A 24933-nucleotide genomic window follows, 5' to 3' on the forward strand; every position below is an offset into this window, starting at 1 on the left:
GCCGCTTGCACCACCGCCTCCTCCTCCGCCGCCGCCACCACCGGCACCGCCGGTCGCACCGCCGCCACTGGCGCCACCGCCGGCGCCGCCGATCGCACCGCCGCCATTGGCGCCGATCGCGCCGCCCCCGATGGATCCGATCGCACCGCCACCGATGGATCCAATCGCGCCGATCGCGCCGATCGCGCCGATCGCACCGCCGCCGATCGCACCGCCCGCGATGGCACCGACCGGTATGGGCGGTCTCGGCGGGATCAACGACGGCATGGGCGGAATGGGCCATATCGGTGGTATCGGCGGCATGGGTGGTATCGGCGGTATGGGCGGAATGGGCCACATCGGCGGTATGGGCGGCATGGGCCACGTCGGCGGCATGGGAGGGATGCCCGGACACGTCTGATTCGACCCCCCAACGCACCCCGCGGCAGCGTCATCTGGAGCTCACTGGAGAAGGCTGCCTGAGCTTTTCGTCAAAGAGAGGAACGGCATGACCATCACGCGCGAGCTGTCTGCAGTGTTCATCGTCGCTGCCGGCGTGGCGATCGGATCGGCCGGCGCTGCCTGGGCCGGCGGGCCTCCGCAGGGTTCAGCGGCCGCGCTGAGCGGTACCTACCACTATCGATCCGATACCGGCAAGGTCAACACATGGGTGATCACGCCGTGTGGTCCGGGGTGCGCCGACGTAGCCGTCACACCCGTCACCGACCCGAGGGTCACGCCGTATGGCGGACGCGCAATGCTGAACAACGGGCGCTGGGACATGACCGTCCAGTACGCCCAGGCGGTTCGGTGCAAGCCGCCCGGTGACCATGTGACTGTCCCTGGCACAGTTGCCTTTTCAATCGACGCGGCAACGTTGAGCGGCACCGCCGTGAACACCCAGGCCGCCGCGGAGTGTGGAGATCCGGCCGGGGCCACCTACCAAAGCGGCTTCACCTTGGAGAAGGTCGCGTAGGCATGACAAAGCAGCGCTGCCTCGAAGGCAGCGCCGCTCTGTCGGAACACCTGACGTCCGCACCATTTAGGCGCGAACGCTCAGCTGAGCCGGTCGGCCTCCGCGCGGGCCTGCGCCGCGATCTTCTCGGCGAGCTCGGCCTTCCATCGGATCTCCTTTTTGATCCACGGGTTGTCCTGCGGGAATTCGCTCGTCTCCGAGACTCGCCGCACCTCGACCTTGACACCCTTGCCCAGCGGAATCTTCTGCGCCCACTGCTTGGCCTCTTCCTTCGACGACACGTCGAGGATCCAGAACCCGTTGAACAGCTCCTTGGCCTCGGTGTAGGGCCCGTCGGTGACGACCGGCGGGTCGGAGTTGAAATCGACGACGAACCCCTCCTCGGGTCCCGTCAGACCCTCGCCAGCCAACATCACGCCGGCCTTGATGAGCTCCTCGTTGAAGCGACCCATCTCCTCGATGATCTGGTCGAAGTCGATCTCCATCTCGGCCATCGCGGCTTCGGCCTCGGGGGTGGACCGCATGATCAGCATGTAACGCGCCATCGTTCTCGTCTCCTTCTTCGGTGGGTGACGGGCTCGTTCATCGTGCCCTCGCAACTACGTCGAACGGCACCCCTGTGCAATCGACACGGCGCCCAGATTTTTCCGAAGAATTTTTACCCCGACTGAGAGGATGACCCAATGGCGAGCGCTGACCTGGTCATTCGTGGAACCGTGCTCACCGTCGACGACCGACAGCCGACCGCCGAGGCGCTCGCCGTGGCCGACGGCCGCATCGTGGCGGTCGGGGACCGCGGCGATATCGACACATGGATCGGCCCCGACACTCGCACGCTGGACATCGGAGATGGCTGCGTGATGCCCGGGCTGGTGGAGGCGCACGGGCATCCGCTGATGGAGGCCATCGTGCTCTCCGAGCGGATGGTCGACATCCGGCCGGTCACGCTGCGCGACGCGTCGGCGGTCGTCGACGCGATCCGGCGCGAGGTCGCCGCCCGGGGGAGCGACGGTGCGTTTCTCAACGGCTGGGATCCGCTGCTGCAGCCGGGCCTGCCGGAGCCGACGCTGGCCTGGCTCGACGAGCAGGCGCCCGAGACGCCGCTGGTGATCGTGCACAACTCCGGACACAAGGCGTACTTCAACAGCGCCGCCGCGCGCAAGCTCGGGCTCAACCGCGACACCCCCGACCCGAAGGGCGCGCGCTACGGCCGCGACGCCAACGGCGATCTCGACGGCACCGCGGAAGAGACCGGCGCCGTGTTCGGCCTGCTGGCCGGCGTCATCAACCCCAGCGACTACCCGGAGATGCTGCACGCCGAACTGCGCCGGCTCAACCAGGCCGGGTTGACGACGTGTTCGGAGATGGCGTTCGATCCGGTGTTCCGGCCGGTGATCGAGCAGCTGCGCGGCGACCTGACGGTGCGACTACGGGTCTACGAGATCTCCAACGCCCAGATGGCCACCGACATGTCGCCGGGCAACGGCGACGATCTGTTCCGGCAGACCGGGATCAAGATCTGGGTCGACGGGTCACCGTGGATCGGCAACATCGACCTGTCGTTCCCGTATCTCGACACCGACGCCGTCCGCACGATCGGTGTCGCGCCGGGCTCGTGCGGGCACGCCAATTACACCCGCGAGCAGCTGACCGAGATCGTGCACGCCTACTTCCCGAAGGGCTGGCCGATGGCCTGCCACGTGCAGGGCGACGCCGGGGTCGACACCATCCTCGACGTGTACGAGGACGCGCTGCGGCGCTGGCCGCGCGACGATCACCGACTGCGGCTCGAGCACGTCGGCGCGATCCGCGACGAGCAGCTTCAGCGCGCTCACGACCTCGGCGTGACGTGCTCCATCTTCGTCGACCAGATCCACTACTGGGGCGACATCATCGTCGACGGCCTGTTCGGCGCCGAGCACGGAACCCGTTGGATGCCTTGCGGATCCGCGGTCGCGACCGGGATGCGCATCTCGCTGCACAACGATCCGCCGGTCACCCCGGAAGAGCCGCTGCGCAACATCAGCGTCGCGGCCACCCGCACCGCGCCCAGCGGCCGGGTGATCGGTCCCGAGCAGCGGATCTCCGTCGAACAGGCCATCCGCGCGCAGACGCTCGACGCCGCCTATCAACTGTTCTCCGACGACGTGATCGGCTCGCTGGAGGTCGGCAAGTACGCCGACATGGTGGTGCTGTCGGCCGATCCGCGCGCGGTGCCGCCGGAGCAGATCGCCGACCTCGAGGTGCGGGCGACCTTCCTGGCGGGCAAGCAGGTTCACGGCGAATGACCCGGCCGGCCGCCGACACCGACGGCGACCTGCCCGTGGTGACGGGGCTAGCGGCGACGATGACGGTCTCGGCGATGGGCCTGGGCTACAGCATCACCGCCGCCGACCCGACGATCCTGTCCGCCAACATCTCCGAGGTCCGGGCGGGCCTGCACCTGTCGCCGAGTACGGCGAGCTTCGTGGCCAGCCTGGCCACCCTCACGTTGGCCGCCGCGGTGTTGGGTGCGGGTGCGCTCGGCGACCTCTACGGCATGCGCCGGATGTTCACCCTCGGGTTGCTCGGCACGATTGTGTTCGGTGTGCTCGCCGCCGCGGCGCCGAACAGCGCGGTGCTGATCGCCGCCCGAGCCGGCAGCGGCGTGGCGTTCGCGTTCCTGCTGGGCTTGTCGCTGGCCATCATCAACGCGGTCTTTCCGCCGGAGCGCCGCGCGGCGGCGATCGCGTTGTACCTCGGCGCGGGCTTCGCGCTGACGACGCCGATGCCTGCGGTGGGCAGCCTGCTGGCCGAGCATATCGGTTGGCGCACAGGGTTTCTGGTAGCGCCGGTCGCGGCGCTCGTCGCGCTGGGCATTCATCTGCGTTTCGTGCCCGAAACGCCCCGCGCGCCACGCCGACTCGATGTCGCCGGCCTGGTCCTGGTCGCCACCTCGCTGCTCGCACTGGTGTACGGCATCTCGCGATTGCAGGGCGGGCTGCACAGCGATGCGCTCGCTTCCATCCTCGTGGGTGTCGTCGCCGGCGCGGCGTTCGTGATGCGGGAGAACCGGACCCCCGACCCGGCGCTGGACTTGCGGATATTCCGCTCCGGCCGGTTCAACGCCGCGGTCATTGCGGGAACGACGTTCAACTTCTTGACCGGCGGGTCGACGATCCTGTTCGCCTTCTATCTGGTCACCGTGCGTGGCGAGTCTCCGGCGTTGCTGGGTATGCTCCTGGTGCCGGCGACGGTGCTGCAGGCACTGGCGGCGACCGGTTCAGGGCGAGCCGCCGAAAAGTACGGCGACCGTGCGGTTCTCGTGAGCGGCCTGCTGCTGCTTCTGGCGGCGCTTCTGCTGCTGACCGTCGTCGACGAGCAGACATCGCTGATCGTGTTCTTCATCGCGGTGGCGCTGAACGCGATCGGTGGCGCGGTGGTGCAGACCCCGCAGTCGACGATCATGATGTCGGCCGCGCCGCCCGACCTCGGGGGCTCGGTGTCGGCGGTGAAATCAGCGGTCGGGCAAGCCGGATACTCGTTGGGGCCGGCGTTGTTCTCGCTGATCGGCACCACGCTGTTCGCGCACGACGCCATGCGCAGGCTCGCCGGGTCCGGCCTCACCGTCGATGAGGCGCGCGAGGCGCTGCGCGTGGCGCACGGCACCTCCGTCGCGTCGACCGGCGGCGCCAATATCGTTGACCCACAACGTGCTCGGGAAGTCGTCGAGGGTGCGTCCGCGAGCATGCTCGACGCCATCCACACCCTCAGCCTCATGATGTCCGCGGTGCCGATCGCCGCCATCGTGCTGGCCCTGGTGCTGCTTCGACCGAGTCGCACAACCGAGGAGGAGCTCCGATGACACATGTCCGCACCCCACGCCACGTCGCGCCCAATCCCTACGCCACGCTGCGCACCCCGCGATTCTGGCTCTCGCCGATCGTCGTTGCGCTGACGGTGTTCTCGGCGCTGGCCGCGCTCTACCTCGCCGGCATCCTCAACCCGACGACGAATCTGCGGCACTTCCCGGTCGCGGTCGTCAACGCCGATGCCGGACCCGCCGGAAAGCAGATCGTCGACGGCCTCACCTCCGGGCTCGACCCCGAACAGTTCGACGTGCGCGTGCTCACGGCCGACGAGGCCGAGCGGCAGTTGGGCACCGCGGAAATCTACGGGGCGGTCCAGATACCGCAGGACTTCTCGGCCAAGCTCGAGCAGTTCGCACAGGGCGCGCTGCGGCCCGGGCAGCTGAGCAGGCCGGTCGTCACGATCTCGCTCAACCCCCGCGCCTCCACACTCGGCGCGAGCATCGCGGGGGAGGCGTTGGGCAAGGCCGTCCGTGAAATCAACGCCAGGGTGGGCGAACAGCTGTCTGCACGGGTGACGCGCGAGGCCGCCGGGCCGCTGCCCGCAGCGGCGTCGCTGCTACTGGCAAACCCGATCGACGTTCAGGTCAGCGACGCCGACCCGCTGCCCAACGGCACCGGCAACGGGCTGTCCGCCTTCTACTACGCGCTCCTGCTGCTACTTGCCGGATTCACCGGCAGCATCATCGTCAGCTCGCTGGTCGATTCGATGCTCGGCTTCGTGCCCGCCGAGCTGGGCCCGGTGTACCGGCTCGCGGAGCAGGTCAAGATCTCCCGGTTCCGCACGCTGCTGGTGAAGTGGTTGTTCATGGTCATCCTCGCCGTGCTCACCTCCGCGATCTACATCGCGATCGGCGCCGCGCTGGGCATGCCGGTGCCCAACGTGTGGACGTTGTGGGCGTACGGCGCCTTCACAATCACCGCGGTGGGAATCACCGCGACCTCTCTGATCGCCGCGCTTGGCTCGATGGGCCTACTGGTGAACCTGTTTATCTTCGTGATGCTCGGCCTGCCGTCGAACGGCGCGACCATCCCTCTCGAGGCGGCCCCCTCGTTCTTCGGTTGGCTCGCGCGGTTCGAGCCCATGCACCAGGTGTTCCTCGGCGCCCGTGCCCTGCTGTACTTCGACGGACGCGCGGACGCCGGTCTCACCCACGCCCTTGTCATGTCGACGATCGGGCTGGTGATCGGCCTTGTCGTCGGCGCCGTCGTCACCCGCTTCTACGACCGTCGTGGCCTGCACCGCGAACACGCCCCGGCCGATGCGCAGGCCCCGATCTCGGCCAATCCCGACTGACCCGGGCCTTGTCATGGCAGGCTCGATACATGTCTGACCTGCCTGTCCCGCGCCTCCTCGACGAACGGCTCGCACACTGGGCCGAAACCAAACCCGATGCCGAGGCGATGACCTTCCTCGACCGCACGTGGACATGGGCCGAGTGGAACGATCGGGTGCGCCGGCTCGCCGGTGCGCTGAAGGAGCGGGGCGTCGGCCGCGGCGACGTGGTGGCGTTCCTCGACAAGAACCATCCGGCGTGTGTTGAGCTGACGCTCGCGGCCGCCTCGTTCGGAGCGGCCAACGCGATCATCAACTTCCGGCTGGCCGCCGACGAACTCGACTACGTGATCAACGACTCCGGCGCCAAGCTGCTGATCGTCGGGACCGAGTTCAAGCCGTCGATCGAGAAGATCCGCGACAAGTTGGCGAACGTAGAGCAGATCGTCGAGGTCACGCCCGAAGGTGGTGACGGTGACGAGTACGAGGCGATGCTCGCCGCGGCGAAACCAGTCGGTCGCGGCGATGAGGTGCAGCCCGACGACGTCGTCATCGTCATGTACTCGTCGGGGACGACCGGACGTCCCAAGGGTGTGCAGCTGACGCACGCCAACCTGATCGCGCACACGGTCAACGCCCACAACGGGTGGGGTTTCGACGAGGGCGACAAGAGCATGGTGTCGATGCCGCTGTTCCACGTCGGCGGATCCTCTTACGTGCAGTTCGGGATTCACGACGGCGTGCCGACGGTGATGACCCGCGAGGTCGACGGGATGTCGCTGGCGGGCGCGATCATCAAGGGCGCGAACCGCACCTTCCTGGTGCCCGCGGTGCTGGCGAAGGTGCTGGAATCGGGCGAGGACGCGGTGAAGCTGTTCGGGTCGTTGAAGACCTACGTCTACGGCGCGTCGCCGATGCCGCTGCCGCTGCTGCGGGCGGCGTTGGAAGCCTGGCCCAACACCGATTTCATCCAGGTGTACGGGCTGACCGAGGTGTGCGGCGTGATCAGCCAGTTGCTGCCCGACGACCACCGCTCGGGGATCGAAGAGCGGATGGTCAGCGCGGGGCGGGTGATACCCGGCGCGGAGGTGCGCGTGGTGGACCCGGAAACGATGGAAGACGTGGCCACGGGTGAGCAAGGTGAATTGTGGTTCCGGACACCGCAACTGATGAAGGGCTACCACAACAAGCCCGATGCGACGGCGGAGGCGATCACCAGCGACGGTTGGTTCCGCACCGGCGACATCGGCCGGATCGACCAGGACGGCTACATCTTCGTCGAGGACCGGCTCAAGGACATGATCATCTCCGGCGGGGAGAACATCTACTCGATCGAGGTCGAACGCGTCGTTGCCGAGCATCCGGCGGTGGCCGACGTCGCGGTCATCGGGGTGCCCGACGAGAAGTGGGGTGAGGTGGTCAAAGCCGTTGTCTCGCTTGAGGGTGAGGCCACCCCCGAGGAGATCATCGCCTGGTGCCGTGAGCGGCTCGCGGCCTACAAGTGCCCGAAGACCGTCGACATCACCGACGAGCTGCCGCGCAATCCGACCGGCAAGGTCCTCAAGAAGGAGCTCCGCAAGCCGTACTGGGACGGCCGCGACCGCGCGACGGTGTAATTCAACGACCGATTGTGAATCCGGCGACGCTGTAGCGGCTCAAAGCGTCGCCAGTTTCACAATCGGCGTCTAACGGTGCAGTCGACGAGTTCTTCGGAGATACGCCAGATGCGTTGGGCGTCATCGGTGCTGCGCAGTCGGCTGTAGAGCTTCTGCTCGCCGGGAGGGCCGCCTAGATGCCCGAGTCCGCGGGGCCCGTAGAACCCGCGGCCGGTGGCGTCGGGGGAGGTGGCGGCGTAGAGGGCGGGAAGCTGCGCGCTCTGCACCGTCCCGACGAGGATGCCGCGGGCGGACAGCGCGCGGATCGCACGCACGCCCAGGGTGTCGGTGTCGCGTCCGACCTCGGGCCGGGCGGCGAGCAGGTTTGTCGGGGCGACTCCAGGGTGGGACAGGTTGCTGGTGATGCCCCAGCCGCCGGCCTCGCTGCGCCGGTCCAGTTCCAGGCCGAAGAGACCGAACGCGATCTTCGACTGGCTGTAGGCGCGCATACCGTTGTAGGACCGCTCCCAGTTCAGATCGTTCCAGTTGATCGCGTTGCGGTTCGCCGCAACGCTGATCTGCGAGGTCACGCGGGCCCGCCCGGCACGTAGCAGCGGCAGCAGGTGGGCGACCAGGGCGAAGTGGCCGAGGTGGTTGGTGCCGAACTGCAACTCGAAGCCGTCCGTGGTGGTCTGCCGATCGGGCGGCGTCATGACACCGGCGTTGTTGATGAGAACGTGAATGGGCTGGCCCTCGTCCAGCAGGGTCTTGCCGAGCGCGGCGACGGAGCGCAGCGACGAAAGGTCCAGTGCGCGCAGCGACACGTCCGCATCGGGGACCTGCTGCCGGATGGTGGCCAGCGCGGCCTCACCCTTGCGCGGATTGCGCACCGGCATCAGGACTTCCGCGCCCGCCGCGGCAAGTCGAGTGGCGATGCCCAGACCCATGCCGTCGCTCGCACCGGTGACGACGGCACGTCTGCCGGACAGGTCGGGAATGGTGATGTCGAAGCTTCTGCGTGGCATGGGTTTCCTTCCGTGCGCTCGACGACCGACCACGTGATGACAGTTACTGATATCACTGTACTACTGATGACAGGAACTGTCATCACCTAGGATCTCTGCCATGAGCCGATGGGAGCCCAATGCGCGCGGTCGCCTCGAGGACGCCGCGCTGCAGCTCTACGGCGAGCGCGGCTTCGACCGGACGACGGTCACCGAGATAGCACAGCGGGCCGGCCTGACGGAGCGAACGTTCTTCCGCTATTTCGCCGACAAGCGCGAGGTGTTGTTCCGCGGCGACGGTGTGCTCGAAGAGTTGGTCACCCGTGCGGTGGCGGAAGCGGGCGAATCGGTCCCGCCGATCGACGCCGTCGCAGACGGCCTGCGTGCCTTCGCCGAACTCATTCGCGGGCGACGCGAACACGACCGCACGCGCCGACAGATCATCGCCGCGAACCCGTCGTTGCAGGAGCGCGAGCTGATCAAGATGGCTCGACTCGCCGCGGCGACGTCGGATGCCCTGCGCCGCCGCGGAGTTGGTGAACCCGCCGCCAGCCTGACCGCCGAAGCGGCAATCGCGGTGTTCAAGGTCGCTTTCGAGCGCTGGCTCACCGATGGTGAGGACCGGGAGCTGTCAACCGTCATCGATGAGTGCCTTGACGAACTGAAGGCCGTCGGCCGCCGCGGTCGCCGCTGATCGATGGGCCAGATGCCGCCCGGTGCCGGCCGGGAACCGATCACCGCCGGTTCAATCACCAGATGTGCGTCGAGAGCGCGGTGGCGAATGCGCACCACAGCGGGTACAGCGCAAGCGGGGTGGCACGCCCGCCCTGTACGGCCATCGCTCGACGCGTGAGGTCGGCGCTGCTGACCGTCAGCGCACCGGCCGCCACCGCGGACGTTGCCAAGCGGTGCTGGTTGAAGAACAGCCAGGACCAGCTCCCGTTGAGCACCAGGTTGGTCACCAGCGCCGCGAGGTAGCGGCGTCGTTGGTCGGACTGCCCGCGGCGGTCCAACTCGTCGAGCGTCGAGGCCGACACCACCGCGATGTCGGCGTACAGCGCCGGCCAGACAATCGGAAACGCTTGGCGCGGAGGCTGATACGGCGGCTTGCGCAGGTTCGCGTACCACGCGGATTGCGCGGACCGGCTCGCCAGCCCACCGATGACCGCCGTCGCCGTGACGGCCAGACCGGACGGGATCAGGGTTCGAATTCGCACGTCGCTCCTCGCATTCATTTAAGTTTCTTAAGCATGCCCGGGGCCGGTTTGGTTCAAACATCGGCCTCGACGCGGCAGTATGGTGGGCGTGCCGGATCTCGACGACATCCTCGACCGCCTGCACGTCGTGGCGCTGCCGATGCGAGTTCGCTTCCGCGGCATCACCGTTCGCGAGGTGGCGCTGATCGACGGACCGGCAGGCTGGGGCGAGTTCGGCGCGTTCCTCGAATACGAGCCGCCTGAAGCCGCGCACTGGTTGGCCGCGGCCCTCGAAGCAGCCTACGAACCAGCGCCCGCAGCGCACCGAAGCCGCATCCCGATCAACGCGACCGTCCCGGCTGTCGACGCCGCTGACGTGCCCGAGGTGCTGGCTCGCTTCCCCGGTGCGCGCACCGTGAAGGTGAAGGTCGCCGAACCCGGTCAGTCGTTGGCCGACGACGTCGCGCGGGTCAACGCCGTGCGCGCGCTGGTTCCCACGGTTCGGGTCGACGCCAACGCGCGGTGGGAGGTCGCCGAGGCCGTGGAAGCGGCCGCCGCGCTGACCGCCGACGGCCCGCTGGAGTATCTCGAACAGCCCTGCGCGACGGTCGCCGAACTCGCCGAATTGCGTAGGAGGGTCGACGTGCCGATCGCCGCCGACGAGAGCATCCGCAAGGCCGACGACCCGCTGTACGTCGTGCGGGCCAAGGCGGCCGATGTCGCGGTGCTCAAAGTCGCCCCGCTCGGCGGGGTGCGCAGGTTGCTCGACATCGCGACGCAGATCGACATCCCGATCGTGGTGTCCAGCGCGCTGGACTCCGCGGTCGGCATCGGCCGCGGGTTGCTCGCCGCCGCCGCACTGCCGGAGCTGCGACACGCCTGCGGACTGGGGACCGGCGGATTGTTCGTCGAGGACGTCGCCGAGCCGGTCAGGCCGGACGGCGGCTACTTGCCGGTCGCACCGGTGCTGCCGGATCCGGCACGGCTGCAGGCGTTGGCCGCCCCGCCCGAGCGCCGGCAGTGGTGGATCGAGCGGGTGAGTGCCTGCCATCCGTTGACACGTTGACACAAATCGCTACTCTGTGTGTCAACCCAGTCTGGAGGCGCCATGTCCGAAACCGTCGAAGCATCGCCGATCCAGCGTGGCGAGGTCCGCCCCAAGGTGATGGCCGAATTCCGTAAGCACTCCGGCAGCACGCTCGGCGGGTTCTTTGGGGCGGCGGCCTACGACGAGGTGGCGCTGGTGCCGGTCGCCGCGGCGGTCGACAAAACTGGGCGCTTCGAAGCCAACTTCGCCGATCGCGGTGTCCGCAGCGGCTTTTCGGCGTTTCTCGCGATATGGGGCGACCCCGCCGACCGGGTCGCCGAATCGGACCGGCTCAAACAGCTGCATCGCGACGTACGCGGACGTGGCAGCGGCGCCTTTTCCGGTGTGCGCTACAGCGCGCTGGATCCGAAGCTGTGGAATTGGATCGCGGTGAGCGGGATGTTCGTGGTGCTCAACTCGTTCACGCCGTGCACCGGGATCACGCTGTCGGACGCCGAGAAGGACGCCGCCTACCAGCAGCTGCTCGATGCGTTCCGGTCGTTGGAGCTGCCCGGCAAGAACGCGAAGTTACCCGCGACGTACGCCGACGCCGTCCGCTACTACGACGCCATGGTGGAAACGGAGCTCGCCTCAAACCCGTTCCTGCGCCGCGTCACCGACAACCTGACGCGGCTTCCGCTGCCGACCTTGCTGCTGCCGCCGCCGCTGCGACTTGCGTTGACGCCGCCGTGGCTGCTGCTGCGGCCGATCGCCGGCCGCGTGGTGAAGGTGTGTTCGTTCGGCATCCTTCATCCGGGTATCCGCGAGCTCACCGGCTTCCAATGGACGGCACGGCACGACCGCGAGTTCGAGCTCTACACCCGGGTGCTGCAGCTGGCTTGGCGGGTGCTGCCCGACAGGCTGTTGTTGATCCCATTGGCGCGCAACCGGTTGGAGTACGAGAAGCTGGTCCGGCTGCACCGCTCGGTCGCCCTCGATTCGTTCGCGCCGCCGCCCGGCTGCCCGGTTTAGTCTGCAACGATGCGACGCCTCCGCAACAACGCCAGCCGCACCGAGCAGGGGGCGGCGATCCTCAAGGCCGCCGCCGAAGAGGTCGCGCTGGTCGGTGTGGGCCGGGCCAGCATGGACGTCATCGCGCGGCAGGCCGGCGTCAGCCGCAGCACGCTCTACCGCCGGTTCCCCAGCCGCGACGCGTTGATCACCGAACTCGGCAGGCAGACATTCGATTTCGCGATGGCGCGGCTGCAGACCGTCGGCATCGAGTCGGGTGCCAAGGAAGCCGCCGTCGCGGCGTTCTGCGAAGGCCTGCGGCTGCTCACCGGCGAGCCGATCATGCGCCGGTTCCTGCAACTCGACGGCGACCTGACCGCGATGTCGGGGATGTTCGACGAGGCCGAGGAATTCCTCGAGAGCGCGTCGGCGGCCATGGCCAAGGCGCTGCGTGCCGCCGGTGCGAGGATGCCCGACGACGACCTGCTGGCCGTCAGCGAACTGCACATCCGCCTCGCGGGCTCGCTCGCGCAGGTGCGCACACCGGTACTCGATGTCACCGACGACGACGCCGTGCGCGCCTACGCTCAGAAGCACCTGGCGCCGCTGGTGTGGTGAGCGGCTCAGAGCCGGGCGGCGAGTTCGGTGCCCTCGCGGATGGCGCGCTTGGCGTCCAGTTCGGCGGCCACTGCGGCACCTCCGATAACGTGCGGTGTGGTGCCGAGAGCTTCGAGGGCGTCGACGAGGTCGCGAACCGCTTCCTGGCCGGCGCACACCACGACGTTGTCCACGTGGAGCACTCGGGCACCGGAGTGGTTCCGGCCGAAGCTGACATGCAGTCCCTCGTCGTCGATGCGCTCGTAGTTGACTCCGGAGAGTTGCTGGACGCCTTTGGCCTTCAGCGACGCGCGGTGCACCCAGCCGGTCGTCCTGCCCAGACGCCTGCCCTGCGGACTGTTCGTTCGCTGCAACAGGTACACCTCGCGGGCGGGGGCTAGCGGTATCGGGTCGGTCAGCGCCCCGCGTGCCTCGTGCGGCCCCCGACCGGGCTCCAGCAGCCCCCACTCGGCCCTCCACTTCTCGAGGTCGAGGGTCGGCGACTCGTCGGTGACCAGAAATTCGCATACGTCGAACCCGATGCCTCCCGCCCCGATCACCGCCACGCGGGCGCCGACGGGCGCACCGAGCAGTACCTCCGGATAGGACAGCACCTTTGGGTGGTCGATGCCCGTGATGTCCGGCATGCGTGGCGCGACGCCGGTGGCGAGCGCGACGACGTCGAAGTCGGTCAGGGCGTCGGCCGTGGCCCGGGTACCCAGTCGCACGTCGACACCGTGCTTGTCGAGCATCCGCGTGTAGTAGCGGATGGTTTCGGCGAACTCCTCCTTGCCGGGAACCCTTCGCGCCAGGTCGAATTGACCGCCGATCGCAGTGTCGGCCTCGAAAAGGGTGACGGTGTGTCCACGTCCGGCGGCGGTGACCGCCGCGGACAGTCCCGCGGGTCCGGCGCCGACGACCGCCACGCGTCTACGCCGGCGCACCGGATGCAGCACCAACGTGGTCTCGCGACCCGCGCGGGGATTGAGCAGACACGACACGGTTCGGTGGGCGAACGCATGGTCCAGACACGCCTGATTGCACGCGATGCACGTATTGATCTCGTCGGCGGCATCCGAGGCGGCCTTGCGTACCCACTCGGGGTCGCTGAGCAGGGGACGGGCCATCGAGATCAATTGGACGCGACCGTCGGCGAGGATCTGTTCGGCCGACTGCGGCATGTTGATGCGGTTGGATGCCACGACCGGAATCGACACATGGGCGGCGACCGCGTTGCTGTAGTCGACGAACGCCGCGTTGGGAACCGAGGTGACGATCGTCGGCACGCGCGCCTCGTGCCATCCGATACCGGTGTTGATGATCGTCGCGCCCGCCGCCTCGACTTCGGTTGCCAGCGCCACGATTTCGTCCCAGCTCTGGCCGTCCGGCACGAAGTCGGCCATCGACATGCGGTAGCAGACGATGAAGTCACGGCCCACCGCCGCGCGGGTACGGCGGACAATCTCGACCGGCATGTGGCGCCGCTTTTCGGGCGTCCCGCCCCACGCGTCGGTGCGCCGGTTGGTGCGCGGCGCCAGGAACTGGTTGAGCAGATAGCCTTCGCTGCCCATGATCTCAACGCCGTCGTAGCCGGCTTCGCGGGCCAGGACCGCGCAGCGCACGAAGTCGTCGATGGTTCCCTCGACGTCGCGCAGCGCGCGGGGCCGGAACGGGTTGATCGGCGCCTTGATCGATGACGCCGACACCGACAGCGGGTGGTAGGCGTAGCGGCCGGCGTGAAGGATCTGCAGCAGGATCTTGCCGTCCTCGGCGTGGACCGCCGACGTGACGCGCCGGTGCCTTCTGGCGTCGGCCGACGACGTCATCGCCGCGGCGAACGGCAGCAACCACCCGGTCCGGTTCGGTGCGTACCCGCCGGTGATGATGAGGCCCACGCCACCGCGGGCCCGCTCGGCGAAGTAGGCGGCGAGGCGGTCGACGTCACGTGCTCGATCCTCCAGACCGGTGTGCATCGACCCCATCACCACGCGATTGCGCAGCGTGGTGAAGCCAAGGTCCAGCGGTGAGAGCAGCCGCGGATACGGGTTGGTCATCGATTGCGTTCGGCGTCAGCGAAAGGGGGTGTCGACTGCTGGCGATGTCGCGCGAGTAGGAGGGCGATCGCCACGACCACGCCGACCGACAACAGGGCAGCGGCCCAAGCGCGGCGCTGCCAGAGCGCTGTGCGGCACCGGTCGACGTAACTCGGATTGGGCGGTGCGGCAACCAAGTTCGCGGCGACCGAATTCGCGGTGCCGACGTCCTCGGCAATCGTTGCTTGATCGAAGTCGGCGGCCAAACCCGATCCGCATTGGATGCGAACCCCCCACGGGTCGTACTCGTTCAGGGACGTCGGCCAGTACAGGGCGAAGAACCCCGCCCCGACCATCGCGGCGGCTGCTAGGGCGATCGTGACGCGGTCCCGAAGGATGGCAGCGATTTTCATGGTGTTCTCGTCTTGTCGGTGTCGGCTCAGTTCAGGGAGCCCAGGATCGGTTCGGACTCGATGAGTCCTTCGTCGCTTGGCTCGATGCCCTGGCCGAAGACTCGCGCTGCCTGGCGGGCGCGGAGCTCCCGATGAGCGCGTGCTGGTGGCTCGACGCCGTAGCGACGCTGAGCCTCGGCGGGCGACACGATCTCCGGATTGACCGGTGGCACGCCGAGTTTGACGGGAGCCACGACGGGATGGGTCATCGGCGAGAGGATCTTGAGCACCGCCAGCTCGGCGCGGGGGCTGAGGGAGATCAGCCGAAACGCGGTCCATAGGATCGGCCGGACGGCGACGTCGACGATGCGGGGTTGGTCGCACCCGCTTGCTTGGCGCATCCAGCGAGGCATGGTGGCGATGGTGCCGGCCCGCAGGATCTTGGCGGCCAGCCAGGAGACCGGTCGGGCGGCCCGCGGCATCTTGGGCATCATCACCTCGGCGTCGAGGAGGTGACGCATCGCCTGCACGGCGATGTCACTGGCCGCCAACTGCGGCCGCATCTGGTCGAAGTAGTCCCGGACTCCGTCGCGGGTGCTGGGCACGTCGTCGGGTGAGCAGGTCTGCAGCTGGGCCGCCACGGCGCAGTCCTGCCAGTACCGGGCTTCCTCTTCGGCCGTCAGCGGACCGGGACCGTACTTCTCGTAGGCGTAGAGGATCGAATGCCATGCGGTCAGGTGGATCCACAGCTGGGAGTCGGGGTCGTTGGCGTCGTAGCGGCCGCCGCCGTAGGGTTCGGTGCCGATCGCCTTGGAGTGGATCTTGACCAGAACGTCGGAGGCCGTGGTGGTTTCGTGGGACCCGCCGAATGCCACCAGGGCGAAGTAGTGCAGGGTGCGGTCGTAGCGGGTTCGGGGCCGCTTGTAGATGTCGTGGGTGGTGTCCACCGCCGCGATCAGATTCGGGTCGAGTTCCTCGATGACGACCGCGCGCTGGAACCCGACCGTCAACGACGTCGGGTAGCCCCACACCTTCCAGGTCACCGAGCCAGGACCGAAGAATCCATAGTCGCCGTGCGGGGTGACGCTCGAGCGGTCGCCCTTCGTGGTGACGGTTCGCGCCCGACTCAGCGCACGCGTGAGCGCGCGTCCCGTGCGGTTTTCCGAAGTCCTTGTCGCCATGCATTTTTCCCTTCATGGAGTGAGTGGCGGCAGCCCAGCCGCCCCGAATGGGTTCCGGCGCTCAGGCCACGCTGAAGGCGTGGCTCATCATCCGTCCGTACAGCGCGCCGAGATCGTCGGCGGTCCATTGGTTTTCGTCTTCGAGCAGCGACCGCACGGCCGCCTCGCACGACGACATCAGCAACTCGACCAGGATTGGCAGCTTGGCTTCGGCCTCGGTCATCGACCACCATTTGGTCAGCACCGGCCGCAGCCATGCCGCGGTGGCCTCGCCGAGTTGCGCCCGCACGCGCACGAACCGGCTGGCCACCGCCGGGTCAGGGGTGGCGAAGAAGACGAACCGCCAGGACTGCGGACGAGCCACCACGACTCGCAGCAGCGCCTGATAGCCGGCGACGAACGCCTCTTCCGGATTGTCGCCGCGGGCGGAGTGCAACGACTCGACCAGCGCATCGCGCAACGTGGCCGTCTCACGCTCCAACAGCGCGGTGATGATCTGCACCCGATCGGAAAAGCAGGCATAGACCACCGGGCGCGTGACGTTGAGACGCTCGGCGATCGAGCCGATGGTCACCTGGCTCACTCCTTGTTCGACGGTGATGGTCAAGGCCGCATCGAGCACCTGCGGCCGACGGCGCTCCGGGCCGAGATGGGCCGCGCGGCTGCGCCTTTTAGGCCGACTGACTATCGCCACGGGGCGAAGTTACCACGAATTATTCATATGTGAAGCTTTTTCCTATGTTCGTGTAGGAATTTTCTTCACGTGTGTAGCTTCTCGCTGGTCTTTAACGGCAATGGCCTAATCTGTGGGATACATGGCATGGACGCCACGCCGTCGCTGGTCGACACTGAACCCGTGCGAACGGTGCTCATCCTCGGCTACCCGGGCGTCCAGGCCCTCGACCTGGTCGGCCCGTTCGAGGTGTTCACCGGCGCATCCATGTACCTGCAGGGACAGGGGCGCGAGGGCTACGCCGTCAGCGTCGTCAGCCGGAACGGCGAATCGGTCAGCACCGGCACGGGACTGACGTTCGCCGCGGAACCACTACCCGATCCCCGCCGCCCGGTCGACACCGTGATTCTGCCCGGTGGCTACGGCGTCGACGAGGCCCGCCGCGATCCCGACGTCATCGATTGGATCCAGACCGTCGCGAAGGACGCGCGTCGCGTCGTCAGCGTCTGCACGGGTGCGTTCCTCGCCGCGGAGGCCGGCCTGCTCGATGGGTGTGTGGCGACCACGCACTGGGCGTTCACCGACCGAATGGCGCGTGAATTTCCCGATGTATCGGTCGATCCCGAGCCGATCTTCGTCCGCAGCAGCGACCGCGTGTGGTCGGCCGCCGGCGTCACAGCGGGGATCGACCTGACGCTGTCACTCGTCGAGGACGACCACGGGACTGAGGCCGCCCAGACGGTCGCGCGCTGGCTGGTGATGTACCTGCGCAGGCCCGGTGGCCAGACCCAGTTCGCCGCGCCCGTGTGGATGCCGCGCGCCAAGCGGGCGCCGATCCGGGCGGTGCAGGAAGCCATCGAATACAAACCCGGTGCGACGCACAGCATTCCGGAACTGGCCCGCCGCGCCGCGATGAGCCCACGCCACTTCACCCGTGTCTTCACCGACGAAGTCGGCGAAGCCCCCGGCGCCTACGTCGAACGGATTCGCACGGAGGCCGCACGCCGCCAACTCGAGGAGACCGACGACACCGTTACCGTCATCGCCGCCAGGTGCGGCTTCGGCAGCGCAGAGACCTTGCGCCGCAATTTCGTTCGCCGACTGGGCATCTCGCCCGACCAATACCGCAAAACGTTCGCCTGAGGAGACACCATGCAGATTGCCATCGTCCTGTATCCCGGCTTCACCGCGCTGGACTTCATCGGCCCCTACGAGTCGCTGCGTTTTCTACCCGACACCGAGGTGCGGTTCCTGTGGCACGAACCCGGCCCCATCGCCGCCGACTCCGGTGTGCTGCTGATCGGTGCGACGCACACGTTCGACGAGACGCCGTCGCCCGACATCATCCTGATCCCCGGCGGGTTCAGCACCATCGAGCACGCCCGCGACGAGAAGCTGCTGGCGTGGGTACGGCAAGCCCACCAGAGCGCGACGTGGACCGCATCGGTGTGCTCCGGGGCGTTGATCCTCGCGGCAGCCGGCCTGCTCGAGGGAAAACGGGCCACGTCCCATTGGGCGGCGCTGCCGTTCCTGAAAACCTTCGGCGCCACGCCCGTCGGCGATCAGCGCATCGTCCATGAAAGCGACCACATCGTGACGGCGGCGGGCGTTTCCGCCGGGCTCGACCTGGGATTGTGGCTGGCCGGCCAAATCGGCGGCGAGGCCAAGGCCAAGACCATCCAGCTGTCCATGGAGTATGACCCGCAGCCGCCGTTCGACTCGGGACACATGTCCAAGGCATCGGCGGCCACGAAGGCCGCCGCGGCCGCCCTGATGAGCCGCGATCTGATCAAGCCCGCCCAGCTCAAGGCCGCGTCGCAGCTGGTGTGGGACGCCGCGATCAAGCGCATCCGCGACCGCTCCGGCAAGGCGGTTTCGGCGCGCTGACAGCAGCGCAGCGATCGGTGGCGCGCCGAAATCCCAGCTGCGCTACCGTCGCGGGCGTGGGGATTCCCGAGGTCGAGCCGACCCAGCCGTCGCCGTTGTTCCGCGCGGGCGCCAAGCTCATGGGCACGGGCGGGGCGCGTCGATTTCTGCGGCGTTATGGCTGGCGCATCGACCGCGCGCTCATCAAGGCGACCAACGGCCATGTGTCGATGTCGCTGGTGATGCCAGAGGTCTTGCTCACGCACACCGGCGCGAAGACCGGCAAGAAGCGCAGCACCCCGCTGACCTACTTCACCGACGGCGGCCGGGTGATCGTCATCGCCTCCAACTACGGCGGCGACCGCCATCCCGCCTGGTTTCACAACGTCAAGGCGCATCCGCGCGTGACGTTGTCGGCCCGCGGCTACTCCGGCACCTTCGTCGGTGAGGAGATCACCGGCGCGGAACGCGACCGGCTGTTCGAACTGGCCAAGCGGTTCGTCCCGAACTACGCCGACTACGAGAAGATGGCGGGCCCGCGACGGATCCCGGTCGTCGCGTTCACCGAGCTCGCCTGAGGCGATCAGGGGCCTCGGTCCGTGCCCGTTCGGAGAGTTTGCGGTGCGCGGCAGTGAAGGCGCGTGCGCCTTGAATCAATGCGGCGCAATCGGTCTCGCTGACATGACGGGTCACCTCGCCGAACGCCTGCACACGAAGGGCGATGAGCTCGTCGAGCACGGCGCGGCCGCCGTCGGTCAACTCCAACAGCGTCGCGCGCCGGTTGGTCGGTGCGACCCGACGAGTGATGTAGCCAGCGTCGGCGAGTCGGTCGCTGAGCCGGCTCGCGGTGGACGGCAGCATGCCGAGTTCGTCGCCCAACTCGGTGACCCGACTCGGACCGAGCCGGTCCAACGCCTGCAGCGCGCGCAGCGGCGCGAGACCGATGCGTTTCTCTATGTGGTCGAGCGCCAACACATTCACGTCGAGCAGTCCGCGGGTCGCTCGCTCGAGTTCGGTCAGGAAGTCGTCGGACTGCCGGCTCGGATCAGCGGGTGCTCCGGGGGTCGTGCTCATAGCTCGTACTCGGGCAGCTCGATGTCGTCGCGAATTGAGCGCTGCACGACGAGATCTCCGAGGGGCCGAAAGTTCATCGCCCGCAGTGCCATGTTGCGCAGCCACACGCCGAGACCGGTTCGGGCGACGAAGAACGAGATGAATTTCGTTGCTCCGGCTTGCTTCTGGCCGATGAAGTGACGCAGCCGCGCCTCGTATTCGGCGAACCCCCTGCCGATGTCCTCCGGGCTCCTCGCCAGCTCGCCGGCCAGCACATACGCCTCCACCATCGCTAGGCCGGTACCTTCACCGGCCAGCAGCGACACGCACGCTGCGGCGTCACCGATCAGGGCGACGCGCCCCGCCGACCACCGGTCCATCCGGATTTGGCTGACGACGTCGAAATATATGTCGTCGACACCGTCGAGGGCGTCGAGAATCTGAGAGCATTCCCAGCCACCGCCGGCGAACTCCGCTCGCAGCAGCTTCTTGCTCGACTCCGTGTCGGGCGCAACCTGGGGATCCGAGGACCGGAAGATGAACAGCACCAATGTGCGATCTCCGTCGAGGGCGAACCTCCCGATCTGGCGGCCCGGCATGTTGTGCGTCACGTATACGAGCTCATCGCGCGGCCGATAGCCGTCGAGCACGCAGGCGGCCACTTGGCAGCCGAGATAGCGCACATAGGCCGACTCCGGCCCGAACACCAGGTTCCGGACGTTGGAGTGCAATCCGTCGGCACCGATGACCATGTCGAACGCACGCGTGCCTTCGCGCTCGAGTTCCACCATCACACCGGTGCTGCGATCGTCGATGTCGCAGATGCTCTCGGAGAAGAGCGTCTCGATGTGGTCCTCGACGCTGCGGTAGATCGCTGCTGCCAGGTCGCCACGGGGCAGGCTGGTGTACCGGCCGACGGTCGCCCGCCGGATCGGATCGACGTCGAAGCTCGCCGCGACGCGCCCATCCGCCCGGACGGACCGAAGCTCGTCAACCTGGTAGCCGGCATCGAGGACGTCCTCCTCGATGCCCATCTTTTGCGCGATGCGATAGCCGAGACCCCAGAAATCGATCACATAGCCGCCGGTGCGAAAACTCGGCGCCTTCTCGATCAAGGTCACCTCGTGCCCGGCGCGAAGCATCCAGTGGGCGAAGGCCGGGCCTGCGACCCCTGCGCCGCTGATCGCGACTTTCACGACAACCTCCTTTGCGCCGTCACCGCGCGCCGAAGCTGCGGCGACGGGCTTCCAGCTTAAGAAGGTCGTGCGAAATGCACAATGTGCAGCAGGCAAGTATCACCACCGTGGGCGCGCTGGGATGCTCAGCCGTGCAGTACCGTCGTCGAGGTGAATTTGGCCTACGACGACCGCGGCAGCGGTCCACCAGTCCTGTTCATCGCCGGCCACGGCGGCGCAGGCCGCACCTGGCACTTGCACCAGGTGCCCGAGTTCCTGCGCGCCGGCTATCGCTGCATCACGTTCGACAACCGCGGGGTGGGCGCCACCGAGAACGCCTCCGGCTTCACCACGGAGACGATGGTGGCCGACACGGCGGCGCTGATCGAGAAGCTCGACGCGGCGCCGGTGCGCATCGTGTCCGTGTCGATGGGCTCGTTCATCGCCCAGGAGCTCATGGTGGCGCGCCCCGAACTCGTCGACCGGGCGGTGCTGATGGCCACCCGCGGCCGCGAGGACCGCACCCGCGAGTTCTTCCGCACCGCCGAGCGGGAACTCGTTGAGTCCGGTTTGACGCTGCCGCCGAAGTACGACGCGAAAATCCGCTTGCTGGAAAGCTTTTCGCCGGCCACGCTCAACGACGACGCCAAGGTCCGCGACTGGATCGACATGTTCATCATGTGGCCGGCCAAGTCGACGCCCGGCGGGCGCACACAGCTCGGGATCAGCCCCCAGGGCAATCATCTGCCGTCTTACCGAAGTATTACGGCGCCGACGCTCGTCATCGGTTTCTCCGACGACCTGGTGCTGCCGCCGCACCTGAGCCGCGAGGTCGCCGACGCCATCCCCAACGGCCGTTTCCTGGAGATTGCGGACACCGGCCACCTCGGCTTTCTCGAACGACCCGACGCGGTCAACAAAGCGGCGCTGGATTTCCTCGCCGATAGGCTGTAGTGGTGAACCCCTCGACCGCGCAGGCCCGCGTGGTCGTCGACGAACTGATTCGCGGCGGCGTACGCGACGTCGTGCTGTGCCCCGGCTCGCGCAACGCGCCCCTCGCGTTCGCGCTGCAGGACGCCGACCGCGTCGGGCGAATCCGGCTGCACGTGCGAATCGACGAGCGCACCGCGGGTTTCCTGGCCATCGGGTTGGCGGTCGCCGAACGCGCGCCCGTCTGCATCGCGATGACGTCGGGCACCGCGGTCGCGAACCTGGGGCCGGCGGTGGTCGAGGCGAACTACGCGCGGGTGCCACTGGTCGTGCTCAGCGCCAACCGGCCGTACGAGTTGCTGGGCACCGGCGCGAACCAGACCTTCGAGCAGCTGGGTTACTTCGGTACGCAGGTGCGGGCGTCGATCAGCCTGGGCCTGGCGGAGGAAGCCCCTGAACGACTCGACGAGTTGAACGCCCAATGGCGCTCGGCGGTGTGCCGAATACTGGTGGCCGCCAAGGGGTCTCGCACCGCCAACGCCGGTCCGGTGCAGTTCGACATCCCGCTGCGGGAGCCGCTTGTCCCCGACGCCAGCGAGGCGAGGGAGCCGGGCGGCTATGTGCCGGAGGGCCGGCCGGGCGGCAAGCCGTGGACGTACACCCCGCCGGTGACGTTCGACCAGCCGCTCGACATCGACCTGACCCCAGACACCGTCGTGATCGCCGGACACGGCGCGGGTGAGCATCCGAACCTGGCGGCGCTGCCGACCGTCGCCGAACCCACGGCGCCGCCCGCCGACAACCCGCTGCACCCCTTCGCGCTGCGGCTGGTGCGTCCGAAGCAGGTCATCATGCTCGGCCGCCCGACGCTGCACCGACCGGTGTCGGCGCTGCTGGCCGATCCGTCGGTGCCGGTATTTGCGCTCACGACCGGCCCCCGGTGGCCCGACGTGTCGGGGAACTCGCAAGCCACCGGCACCCGCGCCGTCACCGCGGGCGCGCCGGATCCGGCCTGGTTGGACCGCTGTGCCGAGGTGCACCGGCACGCGATGGCGGCGGTCCGTACGCAACTGGAGGCGCATCCGCTCAAGACCGGCCTGCACGTGGCCGCGGCGGTGGCCGATGCCGTCCGGCCGGGCGACCAGCTGGTGTTGGGGGCGTCGAACCCGGTGCGCGACGCCGCGCTGGTCGGCTTGGACACCCACGACGTCAAGGTGCGCTCGAACCGCGGCGTCGCGGGTATCGACGGCACGGTGTCGACGGCGATCGGGGCGGCCCTCGCGCACGAGCGGGCGGGTGAGGGCAGCGGGCCGAGGCGCACGATCGCGCTGCTCGGGGATTTGACGTTCGTGCACGACAGCTCGGGTCTGTTGATCGGGCCGACCGAGCCGACGCCGCGCAACCTGACCATCGTGGTGTCCAACGACAACGGCGGCGGGATCTTCGAACTGCTCGAGCAGGGCGATCCGCGGTTTTCCGACGTATCGTCGCGGGTCTTCGGAACCCCACACGACGTCGACGTCGGCGCGTTGTGCCGGGCGTATCACGTCGAGAGCCGCCAGCTCGAGGTGGACGACCTGGCCGCCGCGCTCGGCGAACCCTACGACGGCATGCGGGTGCTGGAGGTGAAGGCCGACCGGTCGTCGCTGCGGGCGCTGCACGCGTCGATCAAGGCAGCCCTGTGAGCGGAGCGAACGAGACTGCTTCCGTGAGCGGAGCGAACGAGACTGCTTCCGTGAGCGGAGCGAACGAGACTGCTTCCGTGAGCGGGACGGTAGCCATCGGCCGCCTGATGAAACCGATCCGGTGGGCGCGCCGCGTCCTTCCCCGGCTGACGGCCGACCCGACCGAGACGCGGCGGCAGCGGGTGTTCCGTCGCATCCGCATCGGGATCGTCATCCTCGGGTGTCTGGTGACACTGCAGTCGGTGCTGATGGTGCTGGGCGCGTGGCGAAACGACCGGCAGATCGAACGCCATCTCGGAGTGGCCGAGGCGACGGTGCTCAGCGCCGGACCGCGCCGGTCGACGATCGAGTTCGTCACTCCCGACCGTGTGACGTACCGCCCGGAGTTGGGTGTGCTCTATCCGTCGGAACTCGAGACCGGAATGAACATCTACGTCGAATACGACGTCAACAACCCGGATCTCGTTCGCGTGCAGCATCGCAACGCCGCGTTGGCGATCATCCCGGCGAGTTCGATCGCGGTGGTCGGCTGGTTGATCGCCGGCGTCGCGCTGGCCGGCGTGACTTTCGTCGAGCGCCGAATCTCCGCGCGCCGCCCGTGAACTAATTCGCGAAAAGGCGCAAAGTGCCGCAAGACCGCCGCGAAAAGGGTCACTTTGCGTTCCCCTACCTTCGGTGTGGGCCCAGCCGGCCGGGAAATTCAGGACTGGATGAGCTTGTCGAGCCAGTCGTTGTCGTAGATGTCGATTTTCTCGTCGGCGGCGGGGTCGTAGACCGTCGGTGTGCCGGTCGCGAGCGGGTCGACCTCGAACAAATATCCGAAGTTGCTCTCGTCCATCTCGACGATGTTCACCGCCGAGCCCCCACCGGCGACCCGCTGGACCACCTCGTCGGGCATACCCGCTGACCGGGCCATGTCGGCCATCTCGTCGTCACTGGGGCCACGCCCACCGGGATCCTGGTTGGCCCACAGCTCTTCGACGAAGCGTTGGAACTGCGTGCCCGTCGCGCCGCTTTCGGTGGCGAGAAACAGCGCATTGCTCACCCGCGCCGAATGACCGTCGGTCTCTTGGTCGAGGAAGATCAGCGGCCGGTAGGTGACCTCGAGCTGGCCGACACCGATGTAGTAGGCGAGCTGATCGCCGAAATCGGCTTGCAGGTCGGCGCAATGGGTGCACTGGGGTTCGGTGAAGATCTCGATCCGCACCGGGGCGTCCGCGAACCCGGCGACCACGCCGTACCCGTCTTCGCTGACCGTCAGCGGGGGTTGGTCGGGATGGCGCTGCGCGGTGCCCGCGACCTGTCTGGTGCAACCCACCGCGGCGAGTAGCGCCGACAGCGCCAAAACCGCCGCGATTCGGGATATCCGCATGTCAACCGCCCCTTCCTGGTGCGCACGATACTCGACGGCAACGCTACGCAGCACCCGTTGAGCG

The 24933-nt window shown here is 68.0% G+C and carries 26 protein-coding genes; 16 read left to right on the forward strand and 10 right to left on the reverse strand.

Annotated elements, in window-relative coordinates; genetic code table 11:
* Together AU187_RS25700 and AU187_RS16440 are read left to right on the forward strand one after the other, a co-directional pair.
* Nucleotides 1-400: hypothetical protein (locus tag AU187_RS25700; protein ID WP_216636055.1), on the forward strand; the 400-nt coding region annotated here is incomplete at its 5' end.
* A gap of 87 nt (nucleotides 401-487) precedes the next feature.
* Nucleotides 488-955, forward strand: a complete 468-nt coding sequence (locus AU187_RS16440) for a hypothetical protein (RefSeq protein ID WP_059166928.1) — start codon at nucleotides 488-490, stop codon at nucleotides 953-955.
* Nucleotides 956-1035: 80 nt separating this feature from the next.
* Here AU187_RS16440 and AU187_RS16445 read toward each other — a convergent pair whose 3' ends face one another.
* On the reverse strand, nucleotides 1036-1500 hold the full coding sequence (locus tag AU187_RS16445; protein ID WP_059101163.1) for a YciI family protein: 465 nt from the start codon (nucleotides 1498-1500) through the stop codon (nucleotides 1036-1038).
* Nucleotides 1501-1638: 138 nt separating this feature from the next.
* On the opposite strand from AU187_RS16445, the gene AU187_RS16450 reads away from it, so the two are divergent.
* Genes AU187_RS16450 through AU187_RS16465 form a run of 4 tightly spaced genes read left to right on the forward strand, consistent with a single transcriptional unit; the run spans nucleotide 1639 to nucleotide 7695 of the window.
* Nucleotides 1639-3243: an amidohydrolase gene (locus AU187_RS16450; protein WP_059166929.1), complete on the forward strand. Its 1605-nt coding sequence runs from the start codon at nucleotides 1639-1641 to the stop codon at nucleotides 3241-3243.
* On the forward strand, nucleotides 3240-4799 hold the full coding sequence (locus tag AU187_RS16455; RefSeq protein WP_286131990.1) for an MFS transporter: 1560 nt from the start codon (nucleotides 3240-3242) through the stop codon (nucleotides 4797-4799). The genes AU187_RS16450 and AU187_RS16455 overlap by 4 nt, the downstream gene beginning before the upstream one ends.
* On the forward strand, nucleotides 4796-6100 hold the full coding sequence (locus AU187_RS16460; RefSeq protein WP_082691832.1) for a YhgE/Pip domain-containing protein: 1305 nt from the start codon (nucleotides 4796-4798) through the stop codon (nucleotides 6098-6100). The genes AU187_RS16455 and AU187_RS16460 overlap by 4 nt, the downstream gene beginning before the upstream one ends.
* Nucleotides 6101-6129: 29 nt before the next feature.
* The gene (locus AU187_RS16465) at nucleotides 6130-7695 is read left to right on the forward strand and encodes a long-chain-fatty-acid--CoA ligase (protein WP_059166930.1); all 1566 of its coding nucleotides are present in this window, start codon (nucleotides 6130-6132) and stop codon (nucleotides 7693-7695) included.
* Nucleotides 7696-7751: 56 nt separating this feature from the next.
* Here AU187_RS16465 and AU187_RS16470 read toward each other — a convergent pair whose 3' ends face one another.
* Nucleotides 7752-8699 carry an SDR family oxidoreductase gene (locus AU187_RS16470; RefSeq protein WP_059166931.1) on the reverse strand — a complete coding sequence of 316 codons (948 nt, stop codon included), beginning with the start codon at nucleotides 8697-8699 and terminating at the stop codon, nucleotides 7752-7754.
* A gap of 100 nt (nucleotides 8700-8799) precedes the next feature.
* Here AU187_RS16470 and AU187_RS16475 point away from each other — a divergent pair, with 100 nt between their 5' ends.
* On the forward strand, nucleotides 8800-9372 hold the full coding sequence (locus tag AU187_RS16475) for a TetR family transcriptional regulator (RefSeq protein WP_059166932.1): 573 nt from the start codon (nucleotides 8800-8802) through the stop codon (nucleotides 9370-9372).
* Nucleotides 9373-9427: 55 nt separating this feature from the next.
* Here the strand turns inward: AU187_RS16475 and AU187_RS16480 are convergent, their stop codons facing one another.
* Entirely contained in the window at nucleotides 9428-9895 is a 468-nt protein-coding gene (locus AU187_RS16480) for a TspO/MBR family protein (protein WP_059167121.1), read from the reverse strand.
* 79 nt (nucleotides 9896-9974) lie between these two features.
* On the opposite strand from AU187_RS16480, the gene AU187_RS16485 reads away from it, so the two are divergent.
* From AU187_RS16485 to AU187_RS16495, 3 genes are read left to right on the forward strand one after another with little or no spacing between them, the layout of a single operon-like run.
* Nucleotides 9975-10940 carry an o-succinylbenzoate synthase gene (locus AU187_RS16485; protein ID WP_059166933.1) on the forward strand — a complete coding sequence of 322 codons (966 nt, stop codon included), beginning with the start codon at nucleotides 9975-9977 and terminating at the stop codon, nucleotides 10938-10940.
* Between the two features lie 42 nt (nucleotides 10941-10982).
* Entirely contained in the window at nucleotides 10983-11933 is a 951-nt protein-coding gene (locus AU187_RS16490) for an oxygenase MpaB family protein (RefSeq protein WP_059101169.1), read from the forward strand.
* 9 nt (nucleotides 11934-11942) lie between these two features.
* A complete protein-coding gene (locus tag AU187_RS16495) occupies nucleotides 11943-12530 on the forward strand; it encodes a TetR/AcrR family transcriptional regulator (protein ID WP_059166934.1) in 588 nt (195 codons plus the stop codon).
* Between the two features lie 5 nt (nucleotides 12531-12535).
* Here the strand turns inward: AU187_RS16495 and AU187_RS16500 are convergent, their stop codons facing one another.
* From AU187_RS16500 to AU187_RS16515, 4 genes are all read right to left on the reverse strand, one after another.
* Nucleotides 12536-14563: an NADPH-dependent 2,4-dienoyl-CoA reductase gene (locus AU187_RS16500; protein WP_059166935.1), complete on the reverse strand. Its 2028-nt coding sequence runs from the start codon at nucleotides 14561-14563 to the stop codon at nucleotides 12536-12538.
* Entirely contained in the window at nucleotides 14560-14955 is a 396-nt protein-coding gene (locus AU187_RS16505; protein WP_059166936.1) for a hypothetical protein, read from the reverse strand. Before AU187_RS16505 ends, AU187_RS16500 begins: the two co-directional genes overlap by 4 nt.
* 26 nt (nucleotides 14956-14981) lie before the next feature.
* Complete coding sequence (locus AU187_RS16510; RefSeq protein WP_082691833.1) at nucleotides 14982-16115, reverse strand: oxygenase MpaB family protein; 1134 nt, start codon at nucleotides 16113-16115, stop codon at nucleotides 14982-14984.
* A 61-nt stretch (nucleotides 16116-16176) separates the two neighbouring features.
* Nucleotides 16177-16809 carry a TetR/AcrR family transcriptional regulator gene (locus AU187_RS16515; protein WP_059101173.1) on the reverse strand — a complete coding sequence of 211 codons (633 nt, stop codon included), beginning with the start codon at nucleotides 16807-16809 and terminating at the stop codon, nucleotides 16177-16179.
* Nucleotides 16810-16935: 126 nt separating this feature from the next.
* Between AU187_RS16515 and AU187_RS16520 the strand changes: the two genes are divergently transcribed.
* Genes AU187_RS16520 through AU187_RS16530 form a run of 3 tightly spaced genes read left to right on the forward strand, consistent with a single transcriptional unit; the run spans nucleotide 16936 to nucleotide 19232 of the window.
* Nucleotides 16936-17931 (forward strand): GlxA family transcriptional regulator, encoded by a 996-nt coding sequence (locus AU187_RS16520; RefSeq protein WP_059101174.1) that lies wholly within the window; start codon nucleotides 16936-16938, stop codon nucleotides 17929-17931.
* A 9-nt stretch (nucleotides 17932-17940) separates the two neighbouring features.
* The gene (locus tag AU187_RS16525) at nucleotides 17941-18675 is read left to right on the forward strand and encodes a DJ-1/PfpI family protein (RefSeq protein ID WP_059101175.1); all 735 of its coding nucleotides are present in this window, start codon (nucleotides 17941-17943) and stop codon (nucleotides 18673-18675) included.
* A gap of 56 nt (nucleotides 18676-18731) precedes the next feature.
* A complete protein-coding gene (locus tag AU187_RS16530) occupies nucleotides 18732-19232 on the forward strand; it encodes a nitroreductase family deazaflavin-dependent oxidoreductase (protein WP_059101176.1) in 501 nt (166 codons plus the stop codon).
* On the opposite strand, the gene AU187_RS16535 is transcribed toward AU187_RS16530, so the two are convergent.
* Both AU187_RS16535 and AU187_RS16540 read right to left on the reverse strand, forming a co-directional pair.
* Nucleotides 19216-19728 (reverse strand): MarR family winged helix-turn-helix transcriptional regulator, encoded by a 513-nt coding sequence (locus tag AU187_RS16535; protein ID WP_059101177.1) that lies wholly within the window; start codon nucleotides 19726-19728, stop codon nucleotides 19216-19218. The two genes, AU187_RS16530 and AU187_RS16535, sit on opposite strands and share 17 nt — an antisense overlap.
* Nucleotides 19725-20903, reverse strand: coding sequence for an FAD-binding domain (locus tag AU187_RS16540; RefSeq protein WP_059101178.1), 1179 nt, complete (start codon nucleotides 20901-20903; stop codon nucleotides 19725-19727). Before AU187_RS16540 ends, AU187_RS16535 begins: the two co-directional genes overlap by 4 nt.
* Before the next feature lie 150 nt (nucleotides 20904-21053).
* Between AU187_RS16540 and AU187_RS16545 the strand changes: the two genes are divergently transcribed.
* The 3 genes from AU187_RS16545 to AU187_RS16555 all read left to right on the forward strand — a co-directional run bounded on the left by AU187_RS16545 (nucleotide 21054) and on the right by AU187_RS16555 (nucleotide 24099).
* Nucleotides 21054-21836, forward strand: a complete 783-nt coding sequence (locus AU187_RS16545; protein ID WP_059101179.1) for an alpha/beta fold hydrolase — start codon at nucleotides 21054-21056, stop codon at nucleotides 21834-21836.
* Between the two features lie 2 nt (nucleotides 21837-21838).
* Entirely contained in the window at nucleotides 21839-23497 is a 1659-nt protein-coding gene (menD, locus tag AU187_RS16550) for a 2-succinyl-5-enolpyruvyl-6-hydroxy-3-cyclohexene-1-carboxylic-acid synthase (protein WP_059101482.1), read from the forward strand.
* Between the two features lie 107 nt (nucleotides 23498-23604).
* Nucleotides 23605-24099, forward strand: a complete 495-nt coding sequence (locus AU187_RS16555) for a DUF3592 domain-containing protein (protein WP_059101180.1) — start codon at nucleotides 23605-23607, stop codon at nucleotides 24097-24099.
* Nucleotides 24100-24197: 98 nt separating this feature from the next.
* Here the strand turns inward: AU187_RS16555 and AU187_RS16560 are convergent, their stop codons facing one another.
* Nucleotides 24198-24869 carry a DsbA family protein gene (locus tag AU187_RS16560; protein WP_059101181.1) on the reverse strand — a complete coding sequence of 224 codons (672 nt, stop codon included), beginning with the start codon at nucleotides 24867-24869 and terminating at the stop codon, nucleotides 24198-24200.
* Nucleotides 24870-24933: the final 64 nt, after the last annotated feature.

It is taken from the genome of Mycobacterium sp. IS-1556, assembly GCF_001499985.1.
Classification (GTDB): domain Bacteria; phylum Actinomycetota; class Actinomycetes; order Mycobacteriales; family Mycobacteriaceae; genus Mycobacterium.